Annotated in this window: 19 protein-coding genes; 7 read left to right on the top strand and 12 right to left on the bottom strand. The window is 66.1% G+C overall.

Annotated elements, in window-relative coordinates:
• The first annotated feature begins 15 nt into the window (after positions 1–15).
• Positions 16–483 (top strand): host attachment family protein, encoded by a 468-nt coding sequence (locus ACUXST_RS03570; protein ID WP_458388567.1) that lies wholly within the window; start codon positions 16–18, stop codon positions 481–483.
• A 73-nt stretch (positions 484–556) separates the two neighbouring features.
• Here ACUXST_RS03570 and ACUXST_RS03565 read toward each other — a convergent pair whose 3' ends face one another.
• The 3 genes from ACUXST_RS03565 to ACUXST_RS03555 form a co-directional block, all read right to left on the bottom strand.
• Complete coding sequence (locus tag ACUXST_RS03565) at positions 557–1,156, bottom strand: DUF4142 domain-containing protein (RefSeq protein WP_458388566.1); 600 nt, start codon at positions 1,154–1,156, stop codon at positions 557–559.
• A 65-nt stretch (positions 1,157–1,221) separates the two neighbouring features.
• Positions 1,222–2,064, bottom strand: a complete 843-nt coding sequence (locus ACUXST_RS03560; RefSeq protein WP_458388565.1) for a glycoside hydrolase family 16 protein — start codon at positions 2,062–2,064, stop codon at positions 1,222–1,224.
• Between the two features lies 1 nt (position 2,065).
• On the bottom strand, positions 2,066–2,497 hold the full coding sequence (locus ACUXST_RS03555) for a DUF488 domain-containing protein (RefSeq protein WP_458388564.1): 432 nt from the start codon (positions 2,495–2,497) through the stop codon (positions 2,066–2,068).
• A gap of 41 nt (positions 2,498–2,538) precedes the next feature.
• On the opposite strand from ACUXST_RS03555, the gene trmFO reads away from it, so the two are divergent.
• Positions 2,539–3,870 (top strand): methylenetetrahydrofolate--tRNA-(uracil(54)-C(5))-methyltransferase (FADH(2)-oxidizing) TrmFO, encoded by a 1,332-nt coding sequence (trmFO, locus tag ACUXST_RS03550; protein WP_458388563.1) that lies wholly within the window; start codon positions 2,539–2,541, stop codon positions 3,868–3,870.
• On the opposite strand, the gene ACUXST_RS03545 is transcribed toward trmFO, so the two are convergent.
• From ACUXST_RS03545 to eno, 7 genes are all read right to left on the bottom strand, one after another.
• The gene (locus ACUXST_RS03545; protein WP_458388562.1) at positions 3,867–4,286 is read right to left on the bottom strand and encodes a BLUF domain-containing protein; all 420 of its coding nucleotides are present in this window, start codon (positions 4,284–4,286) and stop codon (positions 3,867–3,869) included. The two genes, trmFO and ACUXST_RS03545, sit on opposite strands and share 4 nt — an antisense overlap.
• Positions 4,287–4,346: 60 nt before the next feature.
• A complete protein-coding gene (locus ACUXST_RS03540; protein WP_458388561.1) occupies positions 4,347–4,796 on the bottom strand; it encodes a histidine kinase in 450 nt (149 codons plus the stop codon).
• A 73-nt stretch (positions 4,797–4,869) separates the two neighbouring features.
• Positions 4,870–5,451, bottom strand: coding sequence for a hypothetical protein (locus tag ACUXST_RS03535; RefSeq protein ID WP_458388560.1), 582 nt, complete (start codon positions 5,449–5,451; stop codon positions 4,870–4,872).
• 49 nt (positions 5,452–5,500) lie between these two features.
• Positions 5,501–6,949 (bottom strand): pyruvate dehydrogenase complex E1 component subunit beta, encoded by a 1,449-nt coding sequence (locus ACUXST_RS03530; RefSeq protein ID WP_458388559.1) that lies wholly within the window; start codon positions 6,947–6,949, stop codon positions 5,501–5,503.
• Positions 6,949–7,899, bottom strand: coding sequence for a pyruvate dehydrogenase (acetyl-transferring) E1 component subunit alpha (gene pdhA / locus ACUXST_RS03525; RefSeq protein WP_458389003.1), 951 nt, complete (start codon positions 7,897–7,899; stop codon positions 6,949–6,951). Before pdhA ends, ACUXST_RS03530 begins: the two co-directional genes overlap by 1 nt.
• 166 nt (positions 7,900–8,065) lie before the next feature.
• On the bottom strand, positions 8,066–8,350 hold the full coding sequence (locus ACUXST_RS03520; RefSeq protein ID WP_458388558.1) for an FtsB family cell division protein: 285 nt from the start codon (positions 8,348–8,350) through the stop codon (positions 8,066–8,068).
• 89 nt (positions 8,351–8,439) lie between these two features.
• Positions 8,440–9,741, bottom strand: coding sequence for a phosphopyruvate hydratase (eno, locus tag ACUXST_RS03515; protein WP_458388557.1), 1,302 nt, complete (start codon positions 9,739–9,741; stop codon positions 8,440–8,442).
• Positions 9,742–9,884: 143 nt separating this feature from the next.
• Here eno and ACUXST_RS03510 point away from each other — a divergent pair, with 143 nt between their 5' ends.
• Genes ACUXST_RS03510 through ACUXST_RS03490 form a run of 5 tightly spaced genes read left to right on the top strand, consistent with a single transcriptional unit; the run spans position 9,885 to position 11,835 of the window.
• Positions 9,885–10,445 (top strand): hypothetical protein, encoded by a 561-nt coding sequence (locus ACUXST_RS03510; RefSeq protein ID WP_458388556.1) that lies wholly within the window; start codon positions 9,885–9,887, stop codon positions 10,443–10,445.
• A complete protein-coding gene (locus ACUXST_RS03505) occupies positions 10,445–10,792 on the top strand; it encodes a phage holin family protein (RefSeq protein WP_458388555.1) in 348 nt (115 codons plus the stop codon). The genes ACUXST_RS03510 and ACUXST_RS03505 overlap by 1 nt, the downstream gene beginning before the upstream one ends.
• A complete protein-coding gene (locus tag ACUXST_RS03500) occupies positions 10,789–11,133 on the top strand; it encodes a DUF3618 domain-containing protein (protein WP_458388554.1) in 345 nt (114 codons plus the stop codon). The genes ACUXST_RS03505 and ACUXST_RS03500 overlap by 4 nt, the downstream gene beginning before the upstream one ends.
• Positions 11,130–11,531: a hypothetical protein gene (locus tag ACUXST_RS03495; protein WP_458388553.1), complete on the top strand. Its 402-nt coding sequence runs from the start codon at positions 11,130–11,132 to the stop codon at positions 11,529–11,531. The genes ACUXST_RS03500 and ACUXST_RS03495 overlap by 4 nt, the downstream gene beginning before the upstream one ends.
• Positions 11,532–11,577: 46 nt before the next feature.
• Positions 11,578–11,835 carry a DUF4170 domain-containing protein gene (locus ACUXST_RS03490; RefSeq protein WP_458388552.1) on the top strand — a complete coding sequence of 86 codons (258 nt, stop codon included), beginning with the start codon at positions 11,578–11,580 and terminating at the stop codon, positions 11,833–11,835.
• On the opposite strand, the gene ACUXST_RS03485 is transcribed toward ACUXST_RS03490, so the two are convergent.
• Both ACUXST_RS03485 and greA read right to left on the bottom strand, forming a co-directional pair.
• Positions 11,820–12,410: a rhomboid family intramembrane serine protease gene (locus ACUXST_RS03485; protein ID WP_458388551.1), complete on the bottom strand. Its 591-nt coding sequence runs from the start codon at positions 12,408–12,410 to the stop codon at positions 11,820–11,822. The two genes, ACUXST_RS03490 and ACUXST_RS03485, sit on opposite strands and share 16 nt — an antisense overlap.
• A gap of 47 nt (positions 12,411–12,457) precedes the next feature.
• Positions 12,458–12,934: a transcription elongation factor GreA gene (greA, locus tag ACUXST_RS03480; protein ID WP_458388550.1), complete on the bottom strand. Its 477-nt coding sequence runs from the start codon at positions 12,932–12,934 to the stop codon at positions 12,458–12,460.
• Positions 12,935–12,971: the final 37 nt, after the last annotated feature.

Raw genomic sequence — 12,971 nt, 5'->3', positions numbered from 1 at the left:
GGAGGAAATGACCACATGCCCCTTCCCAACAACGCGCTCGTACTCGTCGCCGATGGCCGCAAGATGCTGTTCTTCCGCAACCAGGGCGATGAGAACCAGATCGATCTGCGCACCGAAGCGCATGATGAGCGCGAAGACCGGAAAGACCGCGACCTGCGCACCGATGCGCAGGGCTCCAAGACCTCGTCGTGGGGCGGACAACGCGACACGACGGGAGAGACGGACTTCCATCAGCAGGAGGAGGACCTGTGGATCGAGCAGGCCGCCGAGGAGCTCAAGACGCGCGCCCTCCGCAACGACTTCGAAGCGCTCGCCATCGTCGCACCTCCAAAGGCGCTTGGCCACCTTCGCAAGAAGCTTCACAAGGAAGTCGAGAAGCGGATCGTCTGCACCGTCAATAAGGAGATGAGCGGCCGGCCCATCCCCGACATCGAGGCGCTGCTCGACGGACATACGCGCGCCGAAGAACTCCCGACCGCCTAAGCGCCGTCGGTCGAATCGACTGGATACAATTGAGCCCGGCCTTTTGATGGGCCGGGCTCAATTTATGAGGCGCTTAGCCGCGCTCGCCGGCCCGTCCGGTCGACGGCATCGGCGGCGGCGGCGGAGCCGGCATGTTCACGTTCAGCATCTGCGCCTGGTTCAGGTGCATCTGGATGATCGGAACAGCCTGGCCTGCGACCGCGCGAAGCGCCGGGACGTCGCCGCTGGCAGCGTAGTTCTGGTGCAGTTGCAGCGCCTGCTGGTGGGCCGCGATCTGCGCGTTCTTGAACGCAACGTCGAAGCCCGGCCCGGAGCCTGCAGAGCGAAGCTGGTCGAGCATTGCCTGATGCTCGGGAAGCAGGGTCGGCGGCGGCGGGGTGATGCCGGCGGACTGGGCCGTGCTCGCCAGCAGCTGCGTCGTGCGGGTGTGGTCCGCCACCAGCAAGCCGCCGAAGTTCCGCACCTGCGGATTCTGCGACATCTGCTGCGCCATCTGGCCCGACTGGATCTCCAGCTGGTCGCTGCTAGCGGCCATCGCCAGATACCCAGGCGCCATCAACGGGTTGGTCATGTCGACCGCTGCAGGAGGCGGCGGCGCCTCTGCGGGCGGTGTGGACGTCGAGCATCCGGCAAGCGCAATGGCGCCGCCGAGCAAGATTGCCAGGTTCCTCATGTTTGCTCTCTCCCTTGTTGGAAACACGTTCCAATCGAGGGAACGGCCATTGCCAGCAGCGGTTCCTACGGCTGTCCGGCGCTCCGCGGTCGCCAGACGCGCACGTAGTCGACCTCGAACCGTTGCGCGAGCGCGGCGTCGTCCAGGCCCGTAGCCGCCGCCCAGTCGCCGCCGATCGCCAGATTGAGGATCAGGTAAAAGGGGGTGTCGAACGGCCAGGCACCGCGTCCGCCCGGCTGATTATTCCGAACCCGCATGTAGGCATGGTCATCCACGCCGATGGTGATCGCGTTCGGTTGCCAGTCGAGCTGATACCGGTGGAACGCCTCGCAGCTGGTAGCCAGCGGATAGTCCGCGCCACGGCCGGTCTGAATCTGATGGTTGAACAACTTGGTGTGCAGATTGGCATGGACGACATGAGGTTGCGAACCGACATGCTCCATGATGTCGATCTCGCCCCCTTCGGGCCACGCCGCCGAGCCCACCGGCATCATCCAGATCGCCGGCCAGGTTCCCTTTGAGCACGGCAGCTTCGCCCGCACTTCTACGAAGCCGTAGCGGAAGCTTGCCTTGCCCTTGGTGACGATCTTCGCCGAGCTGTATTTCTGTCCGCCCCAGTCACTCAGCCTGCGGATCGCAGCCGGGTCCTTGCGGAGTTCGATGACCAGCTTGCCGTCGACCAGACGGAGGTTCTGGGGCCGGTTCGCCGCGTAATATTGCAGCTCCCCGTTGAACCAGCCCGTCTTGTTGTGCGAGGTGTCGAAGCTCCACTTGCTACGGTCGAGCGCCTTGCCGTCGAATTCGTCGCCCCAGGCCGGGCGGCCAGCGGGCGCGGCCATCCGCTGGCTGATGGCGTAGTTGTTGGCCGAGAGCGTCTGCGCGGCGGCTGTCAGGGCGAGCGTGATCATGTCAGGCGTACAGATGCACGACTTCGGCATCCTCCGCGAGGGCATTCAGCAACAGCGTGCGATGGCAATGCGCGGGCTCCCGTTCGAAGCACAGCAGCGCGGTTGGCTTTTCGGCGGCGAGGTCGAGCATCTGCGCTCCCTGGCCGATCGCTTCGGGAAGCTCGAGCTGACCGGCATATATGCGCTCGAGTTCCTTGTGCCGTCCCGCCCGCGCGGCCGCCCTGCCCTCCGCCGGCGTGCCGAGCGCCTTCAAGTGCACATATTCGATGCCAGCTTGCTCCAACGCTCCCCGCAGTGCCGACTTGGAGAAGCCGGGCCGTCGCGACAGCGGCAGAGCGCGGACGTCGATCACCCGCTTCACTCCGGCCTGCGTGAGAGCCGCAAGGAAGTCGGCAACCGTGGTCGCCTCATAACCGATGGTGAAGATGCGCATCGCCGCTGGATAGCGCGACTGCGCGCGACTAACAGCCCTGCATGAGCTTCGACATCCAGATCATCGGCGGCGGCCTCGCCGGCTCGGAAGCCGCTTGGCAGCTCGCCGAAGCGGGCGCTCGCGTCCGTCTCAGCGAGATGCGCGGCGGCGGCGGCATGACGCCCGCGCACGAGACTGACCGACTTGCCGAGATGGTCTGTTCGAACAGCTTCCGCTCCGACGATGCCGAGCACAACGCGGTCGGCCTGCTCCATCAGGAGATGCGTGACCTCGGATCGTTGGTGATGGCCGCCGCCGATAAGCACCGGGTGCCCGCCGGCTCCGCACTGGCCGTCGACCGCGAAGCCTTCGCTGCCGAAGTGACCGCCCGCGTCGGACAGCATCCGCGGATCACGATCGCCCGAGAGCGGATTGACACTCTCCCCGATCACCCGACGATCATAGCCACCGGGCCGCTCACCGGCTCGCGCCTTGCCGAGGCGATTGCGGCGGAGACCGGCGAAGGCGCCCTCGCCTTCTTCGATGCGATCGCCCCGATCGTTCACCGCGACAGCGTGGATATGGACATCGCCTGGATGGCGGCCCGCTGGGACAAGGGCGGCAAGGACTACATCAACTGTCCGCTCGACAAGGCGCAGTACGACGACTTCGTGGCCGCGCTGGTGGACGGCGAAAAGATGCCGTTCCACGATTGGGAGAAGGACACGCCCTACTTCGAAGGCTGCATGCCGATCGAGGTGATGGCGGAGCGCGGACCAGAGACCCTGCGGTACGGCCCGATGAAGGGTGTCGGCCTCGACAATCCACGCACGGGGCGCTGGCCCTACGCCGTCGTCCAGCTTCGGCAGGATAACGCGCTCGGCACCTTGTGGAACATGGTCGGCTTTCAGACGAAGCTGAAGCACGGCGAGCAGGTCCGCATCTTCCGGTCGATCCCGGGGCTCGAAAATGCCGAGTTCGCACGGCTCGGTGGCATTCACCGTAACAGTTTCATCAACTCGCCCAGGCTGCTGGACAGCGAATTGCGCTTGCGATCGAAGCCGAACATCCGCTTCGCCGGCCAGATTACCGGCTGCGAAGGCTATGTCGAAAGCGCCGCAATCGGCCTCATCGCTGCCCGCTTCACGGCTGCCGACTTGAGCGGCGAATCCTTGCCTTCACCACCCGTCGAGACGGCGCTCGGAGCATTGCTCGGCCACATCACCGGCGGCGCCGAAGCCGAGACCTTCCAGCCGATGAACGTCAATTTCGGCCTGATGCCGCCGCCGCCCGGACGCGCTCGCAAGGCGGATCGCAAGAAGGCCTACACCGAGCGCGCTCGCGCCGCGTTCGCCGATTGGATGAACGCCGCGCGGGTGCCGGAGCCCGCCTAGTTTTCGAAGCTCATCGTGGAGATCAGCTCGGTCATCCGGAACAGCCGGGCCCGGATCGCCTCCGGGACCGTGCCGGGCAGCCGCTCCGCAATCGTGTCGCGGGCCTGGAAATAGCTCGCCTTCACGCGCACCAGTTCCATCGACCAGTCCGGGAAGCTGCGCGCCTCCACCGGATGTTGGTCGCGCACTTCGAACCCACTGTGGCGGCGATCGCGGCGAAGCCGCTGCACGAGATCCTCGATCGCATCCGGCACCCCTTCGATGATCTGCAGGAAGTGGGTTCCGTTGAACACCAGCAGTCCAGTGATGCCGTCGAGCGCGTTAAGCTCCCTGGCGGACCGGTGGATGGCTTCAAGATCGGGGGCTTCGAGGTCGAGGCGAGCGAGGCTGGTGTACGTCAGTGAGGCGAGATTCATCCGCACGCCGTAGAGCCATTTTGCTCGTCCTCAACCGGTAACGAACTGTTAGCGTTGAAATTAACAACTGCACCGCTTGCGCTTGGGAGCAGGAGGCGCCGTGGTCGCATACTCGGCCGCAGTCAGCCATCCGGTGCGATCGGCGTCGGCGCCCTTGAACTTCTGGATGCTTCGTGCCGCCCATTCCTCGAACGACAGTGCGCCGTTGCCGTTGACGTCGAGCTTGGCGAAGGCCTTTCGCCGCGGCGCGAAGATCTCCTCGGACTCGATCTTGCCATCCTTGTTCTTGTCGGCCCGCGAGAAGCGCTTCTCTTCGCGGGTGGCGGCGGTTGCCTGCGGCGGCTCGAACGGGACGGAGGCGGCGAGCAAGGCCGGAGCCCCAGCAGCAGCGCGGGGGGCCGGCGCATCCGGCAGCGCGGAGGTCGGCTGCGCCGCGTGCGACTGCCACATCAGAAAGGCGCCGGTCAGGAGAAGGAACGCAGCTGCAGCGCCCGCAAGAAAACGCAACATCGAATACTCCCAGGAAGCAGGAGATTCGGCACCGCGGCAACCTCCGGATCGGAGGAGCCTCTGTCAACTGCGGTTAGAAGCGCCCGGTGATGCGGTGCCGCATCAGCGTCCACGCGCGCCCGGGCGTGGCTTCAGGTTCAAACGGTGGCCCTCCTCTGCGCAGGTCCCGCCGCGCAAGAGCGCCGAAGGCGGTCAGCGGGCGGACGTGGCGCCGAGCCGTCATCGTACGGGGATTGTCGCCGGCACTCAGGTCCGGAAACCCGCGCCGTGCAAGATCAGCGGTCACGTAGGCCTCGGCAGCGGCTTCGACCGTCTGATCGAACTCGGCGCCAAGCAAGCGGGCAGCCAGGCCGAACAGCGCGGGTCCGCGGGACCTCAACCCGCGCTCGAACAGCTCGCGCTCGTCGGTGTGAAGCAGCAGGGCCCAGCTTTGCTCGAGCGCGGCTAGATCTACGCCGCTGATTTCGAGTGGCAACAACTCTGACGCGACCGCCTGCAGCCGCGGCTCGGGTGGCGGCGGAGAAGTGTCGAGCTTTTCCAGTGCATCCCGCCACCAGACCAGCTTGATCGCGGCAAGCGCTGGCTGGCTTGCCGTCACCACCACCGTGGCCATGGCGTCATCAATGTCGAGCAGAGCATCGAGCGCTGGCCGCAACGGCTCCGGCCAGTGCAGCCGGATCAGATCGCGATCGCGCTTCGGTGCTTCAGCGATAGCAGACGGTCCGCGCCGCCTCGACCACGTCGGAGGCCTTGATCAGCGCCAGCTTCTCCAGGTTTGCCGCATAAGGCAGCGGCACGTCCACGTCGGTCACCCGAAGGACGGGCGCGTCGAGGTCGTCGAAACCTTCCGTCATGGCCAGCGCGATGATTTCCGAGCTGATCGAGCACGTCGGCCAGCCTTCCTCGACCACGACCATCCGGTTGGTCCGCTTGAGGCTCTCCAGCACCGTCGCCGTGTCCAGCGGCCGGAGCGTGCGCAGGTCGATGACTTCCGCATCGATCCCCTGTCCGGCCAGTTCCTGCGCAGCCTCCAGAGCGACCCCCACGCCGATCGAGTAGCTGACCAGTGTCAAGTCTTTGCCCGGGCGAACGATCCGCGCCTTGCCGATCGGAAGCACGTAGTCCTCGAGCTGCGGAACATCGAAATGCTGGCCGTAGAGGAGCTCGTTCTCAAGGAACACGACCGGATCGTCGCTCTGGATCGCGGCCTTCAGAAGACCCTTCGCGTCCGAAGCGCTGTAAGGCGCGATCACGATGAGTCCCGGGACGCTGGCGTACCACGGTCCGTAATTCTGGCTGTGCTGCGCGCCGACGCGTGCAGCGGCGCCGTTCGGCCCGCGGAAAACGATTGGGCAGCGCATCTGGCCGCCCGACATGTAATTGGTCTTCGCCGCCGAATTGATGATGTGGTCGATGGCCTGCATCGCGAAGTTGAAGGTCATGAACTCGACGATCGGCCGCAGCCCGCCCATCGCGGCTCCTGCGCCCAGCCCGGCGAAGCCATATTCCGTGATCGGAGTATCGACGACGCGCCGCGGCCCGAACTCCTGGAGCAGGTTCTGCGTGACCTTGTACGCGCCCTGGTACTCCGCGACCTCTTCGCCCAGGACGAAAACGCGCTCGTCCTTGCGCATTTCCTCCGCCATGGCGTCACGCAGTGCGTCGCGGACCGTGGTGCTGACCACTGGGGTGCCGGCGGGCACCTCCGGGTCATCGCGGGTCCTGGCAACGTCCGCGACGAGGTCGCGAGCAGCGGTTTCCATCAGCGGCTGCGCGCCGGCTCGCTCGACTGAACTCTGCTCGGTCTTTTGGTCCGACGGCGTCGGCGTACCAGCTTCGGCTTCCGGCGCAGGCCCATGATCCTTGGGCTGCCCTTCAGCCGCAGGCGGGCCATCGCTCGACACTTCTTCGCCTTCGGCGGCCAGAAGCGCGATCGGCTGGCCGACCTTCACTCCGTCGGTGCCCTCGGCGACCAGGATCTTGGCGATCGTGCCTTCGTCCACGGCTTCGAACTCCATGGTCGCCTTGTCGGTCTCGATCTCGGCGAGGATGTCGCCGGACTTCACTTCGTCGCCTTCCTTGACCAGCCACTTGGCGAGCGTGCCTTCCTCCATGGTCGGCGAAAGCGCCGGCATCTTGAGCTCGGTCGCCATCAGTAGCTCTCCACCAGCACGTCGGTGTACAATTCGGCTGGATCAGGCTCCGGCGCTTCTTCGGCGAACTTCGCAGCAGCGACCACGATGTCCTTGATCTCCTTGTCGATTGCCTTGAGTTCGTCGGCACTCACGCCGAGCGCTTCGAGATCGCGTTCGGCGTGGGTGATCGGGTCGCGGTGCTCGCGAACGTCCTGGACTTCCTCGCGCGTCCGGTACTTGGCCGGATCCGACATCGAGTGCCCGCGATAGCGATAGGTCATGAACTCGATGATGATCGGGCCCTTGCCACCGCGGGTCCAGTCGAGCGCCTCCTGGGCAGCCGCGCGGACCGCGAGCACGTCCATTCCGTCGACCTGCAGCCCGGGGATGCGGTGTGCTTCACCGCGCCGGTAAAGCAACGGCTCCGCCGCGGCGCGCTGCAGCGAGGTGCCCATCGCATATCGGTTGTTCTCGATCGCGTAGATGATCGGCAGATCCCACAGCTTGGCCATGTTGAATGCTTCGTAGACCTGGCCCTGGTTGACCGCGCCATCACCCATGTAGGCAAGGCACACGCCGCCGTCGTTGCGATACTTGTGCGCGAAGCCGAGCCCCGTGCCGAGCGGCACCTGGGCGCCGACGATGCCGTGGCCGCCGTAGAAGCCGTGGTCGACGCTGAACATGTGCATCGAGCCGCCCTTGCCCTTGGAGATGCCAGCGGCCCGACCGGTCAGCTCGGCCATGATGACCTTGGGGTCGATCCCGTAGGCAAGCATGTGCCCGTGGTCGCGATAGCCGGTGATGACGCTATCCTTGCCGACGGTCATCGCCGACTGGAGCCCGACCGCCACGGCTTCCTGGCCGATGTAGAGGTGGCAGAAACCGCCGATCAGTCCCAGGCCGTAGAGCTGCCCCGCCCGCTCCTCGAAGCGGCGAATGAGCAGCATCTCACGATAGAAGGTCAGCATCTCCTCTTTGGATGCCTCGTAGCGCCCCGGCTGCGACGGCCGCTCGAACTGCGGCGCGACGGGCGTGGATGATGCAGACTGGGATTTCGCTGAACGCGCCAAGGGGAAAGCCTTTCGAACGGCCGGGAAGCCGCGGCTCTATAAGAAAGCGTGCCTCATGCGGCAACTAGTCGAGGCTAACAATCACCTCGTCGGGGCGGACCAGTCCGAGGTCCTTGCGGACCAGTTCGTCGGCCATGTCGGGATCCGCCTTGCGCGGATCGAGAAGCGCGGAGTGGTGGCGGAGCTGCGCCTGCTGTTGTTCGAGCTGTGAAAGCTCGGCCTGCCGCGCGGTGAGCGCGCGATGATAGCCGCCCCAGGCAAGCAGCCCGTTGGGACCGGCAACCGCGTGTCCCGCGAAGGTGCCGACGACAATCAGCGCCAGGGCCGGCACAGCCGACCTGCGGATCAATCCAAGGCTTTTCGAAGCACCCCCCATGACGTGACCAGAAGAATCACGAAGGGCATGCGAACGCAAGCCTTATTGAATGGAATCGTGGATTAAATTGTGGATGACGCCGGTTTGTACGCCCGGATCGCCGCACGTCCGGGGTAGCGGGCGGTTTCGCCAAGCTCTTCCTCGATGCGGAGCAGCTGGTTGTACTTCGCGGTGCGGTCCGACCGCGCCAGGCTGCCGGTCTTGATCTGCCCGCAGGACAGAGCAACCGCGAGGTCGGCAATCGTCGAATCTTCGGTCTCGCCGGACCGGTGCGACATGACGCTCGTATAGCCCGACGTCTGGGCAAGCCGCACCGTATGAATGGTCTCCGTCAGCGTGCCGATCTGGTTGACCTTGATCAGCACCGAATTGGCGAGGCCGTGATCGATGCCCCACTGGAGCCGCTTCACGTTGGTCACGAACGCGTCATCGCCGACGAGCTGCACCCGATTGCCGATCTTTTGGGTCAGCATCGTCCAGCCTTCAGCGTCGTCCTCGGCCATGCCGTCCTCGATCGAGGCGATCGGGTAATCCGACGCGAGCGCCGCATAGTAATCCGCCATCTGCTCCGGCGTCAGGCTCGCCCCCTCCCCGCTGAGCTCGTACTTGCCGTCCTTGAAGAACTCGCTTGCCGCCGGATCCATCGCCAGAAGCACGTCGTCGCCGGCCTTGTAGCCTGCGGTCTCGACGGCACCGAGAATGAAATCAAGCGCTTCGCGCGCGGACTTGAGGTCGGGCGCAAAGCCACCCTCGTCACCGACAGCCGTCGACAGCCCGCCTTTATGAAGCGCCGCCTTGAGCGCATGGAAAATCTCCGCCCCGCAACGCAGCGCTTCGGCGAACGTCGGAGCGCCCGCCGGGACGATCATAAACTCCTGGAAGTCGAGCGGATTGTCGGCGTGCGCGCCGCCGTTCAGCACGTTCATCATCGGCACCGGCAACAGGCTCGCGTCCACTCCGCCGACGTAGCGGTACAGCGGCAGCCCGACCGATTCGGCGGCAGCCTTTGCGGTGGCCAGGCTGACGCCGAGGATCGCGTTCGCCCCGAGCCGACCCTTGTTCTCGGTGCCGTCGAGGGACATCATCTCCGCATCGATGCCCGCCTGGTCCTCGGCGTCCAGCCCGAGCACCGCCTCGGCAATCTCGCCATTCACCGCCTCGACGGCCTTGGTGACGCCCTTGCCACCCCAGCGGCTCTTGTCGCCGTCCCGCAGCTCGACCGCCTCGTGGACGCCGGTCGAGGCGCCGGAGGGAACTGCGGCGCGCCCCAGGCTGCCGTCTTCCAGAGTGACGTCGACCTCGACGGTCGGGTTGCCGCGGCTGTCGAGGATCTGGCGGGCGTGCACGTCGACGATGATGGTCATGGCGAACTTCCTTGCGGTAGCGTAACAATGTCGGTGTCGCCCCAGCCTAATAGGCAGAGCGTTCGATCGTGCAACTTTCGCTTCGGAAGTCAGGAACGAGCATCCGGACTTCGGGGTTGAAGCGGCAAGAAGAGGAGACTGGAATGGCTGACAACGAAACCGCTCTGCCCGAAGGCACCGACACCGTGATCGCCGGCGCGTCGCAAACCGGCACTGTCGAGGTCAACACGACCCTTGTTGAAGAGCGCGAAATTCCTGCCCCCACTGGTGACGCCGAGCGTCCCTCGATCGGCAGCGGCAGCGCCGAGGGCGGCCTTGCCGACCGGCTGCGCAGCGGCCGCGAGCGGCTGATGAGTCAGGGCGGTGACCGCGCCCGCGGACTTGTCTCGCAGGGCCTCGAGCGCTCCTCCGAAGCGCTGGCCAGCGTCGGCCGGATGGTCGGCGATACTGCCACCGGCCTCGATGACCGGCTCGGCAACGAATATGGCGATTATGCCCGCCGCGCCGCCTCGGCGATCGAGAACGTCGCAAACAACATCGCCAGCAAGGACCCCGACGAGCTGATGGACGACGCGCGTGGCTTCGTCCGCAACAGCCCGGGCGTTGCGCTCGCTGGCGCTGCTGTCGTCGGGTTCGTCCTTGCCCGTCTCGTCAAGAGCGGCCTCGGCACGACTGGCAACGACGAAGGCGACGAGCGCGACTGATGCTCAAGGTTCCCGACCACGGTCCGCCGTCTGGCGCCGAACGCCCCGTCGGTGAGCTGGTTCACCAGCTCATCGAGGACGGCAAGGCCTATGCGCGGGCCGAGGTCGGGCTGGTCAAGGCCATCGCGACCGCCAAGGCGAGCGCCCTCGCCCTTCCTGCGGGGCTGTTTGCTGCGGCGCTGTTCATCTCGATGGCGGCGCTCAACGCGCTTGCGTTCGGGGTTGTACTTGCGCTCGCCAAGTTCGTCGGGCCGCTCGCCGCCGGCGTCATCGGCATGGTTCTGTTCCTGGCGCTCGCGGGCGGGCTCGTCTGGTACGGTCTCGGCCGCCTCAAGAGGGACCTATGACGGACACCCCGCAAGTCGCCGCTGCTCGCATTGAGGCAGAGCGCACACGCGCCCGGCTGATGAGCACGGCCCAGGAATTGCAGGAGCGGATCAGCCCACGCACCCTGGCCCGTGACGCATGGGAAGGCGCCAAGAGCAAGGGCGCCGACCTCACCGAGGATGCCGTTGACGCCGTTCGCGCCAGACCGGTTGCGAGCGGAGGAGCGGTGGCCGCAATCGCCATTCTTCTCGCTAGGCGGCCGCTGATGAATCTCGCGGGCAAGGTGGCGAACGGAGTGACGGGCAAGAACCGCAAGGCTCGGAAGAAATCGAAAAGCAAAGACACGGAGACAGTTGAATGACCGACTCACGCAGCAGCACCGAGACCGCCAGCACCGGCAATCCCCGCCAGCGGGCGATCGAAGCTTATGAAAGCGCCCGCGGCAGCGTGTCGAACAGCGTCAGCGACGCGCCTCTGATCGCGCTCGCCGGCGGGCTAGCCGCTGGAGCGCTCATCGCGGCCATTCTGCCGCGCACCGAGACTGAGGACCGCCTCGTCAAGCCGACAGCCCGCCGCGTGCGGGACAGCGCCAAGGCCGCTGCGACCGCTGCCCGCGAGACGGGCACCCAGCGCCTGGGTGAGCTTGGGATCAGCCGGGAGAAGGGCGAGGAGACGATCCGCTCGCTCCTCGACAGCGTCACCGATGCCGCCAAGGCGTCAGCCCGCGCTGCCGCCGACGCCGCGAAGACCGGCAGCTGATCCGCAGCGTTCGCAGCCGCCGGAAAATCCTGCTAGCGGGCCGCTCATGAGCAAGCTTCACCTGGTATTCGGCGGCCGCGTCAAGGACCCCCGCGGCCTCGACTTCGACCTCGGCACCATCGACCTGGTCGGCATCTACGACAGTTATGCCGCGGCGGAAGACGCGTGGCGCGGGCGCGCCCAGCGCACCGTCGACGATGCCGAGATGAAATATGTCGTCGTCCATCTGCACCGGCTCCTCGAGCCGGAAGGCGGCGGAACCGCTCGCCCGCGCAGCAACGCCGACGCTCAGGCGGAGCGGTAGCGCCAGAGCAGGAGCGGCCGCTGCAGCAGCAGGCCGACCAGGAAACCGCCGATGTGCGCCGGAGTGGCGAGGAGCATGCCCTCGCCGCCCGCCATCCAGCCCATCATGAACTGAAGCACCACCCAGGCGACCAGCAACCAGGCGACGTTGATCCAGCGGTTCAGTCGCGCAGAGGACGTGACCCGCTTGGCGCGGCCAAAGCTTAGCGCGAATGCACCGATCACCGCGCTGATTGCGCCGCTTGCTCCGACCATCGGCACCAAGCCAGTCGGGTCGGGCAGCCACTGCGCGAGCGCCGCGGCATAGGCTCCAACGAGATACAAGGCGACGAGTCCGCCCTTGCCCAGCACCCGCTCCACCGCTGCGCCGCACCAGGCGAGCATCAGCATGTTGAAGCCGAGGTGCACGAGCCCCGAATGAACGAGGGTTGCGGTCAGCGGGGTCAGGAATGCCGGAGCAGCCGGAGCTATGCGAACGAGGCCGCTCACCCGCGCCGGGATGAACCCTAGCGCACCGACCGCCTGATCCTGCAGGCCAAGCAGCACCGTGATCAGCCACGCCGCGCAGGTCAGCACGAGGATGGCGACCGTTGCAGTGCGCGGAATGCGCTTGGCGGCGTCCCCTAGAGGAATTCGATCTTCTCGATCTCGTAGTAGCGGTCGCCCGACGGCGTCGAGACTTCGACTTCTTCGCCGGCCTGCCGGCCGATCAGGGCGCGGCCGAGCGGCGAATTGTAGCTGATCCGCCCCACGCGGGCGTCCGCCTCGGTTTGTCCGACCAGCTGATAGCGAACCGTTTTGTGGTCTTCGTCGAGCATCGTGACGGTGGCGCCGAACACGACCTTGTCGCCCGACAGCGTCGTCGGATCGATCACCATCGCCCGGCTCAGCTTGTCCTCGAGGTCCGCGATCATCATTTCGATCTGGCCCTGGCGCTCCTTGGCGGCGTGATATTCCGCATTCTCGGAGAGATCGCCGTGTGCACGGGCGACCTCGATGGCCTCGACCACTTCGGGCCGTTCGAGCCGCAGCCGCTTCAGCTCGTCGGTGAGCATCGCGTGCCCTTCAGGCAGCATCGGCACCTTGTCGGCACTCGCCATGTGGATCCCTTTATCAAAAACTCTGCCCGGCGTGCCC

The sequence above is a fragment of the Sphingomonas sp. F9_3S_D5_B_2 genome (assembly GCF_054263715.1).
This window is presented reverse-complemented; position numbering and strand designations above follow the sequence as displayed.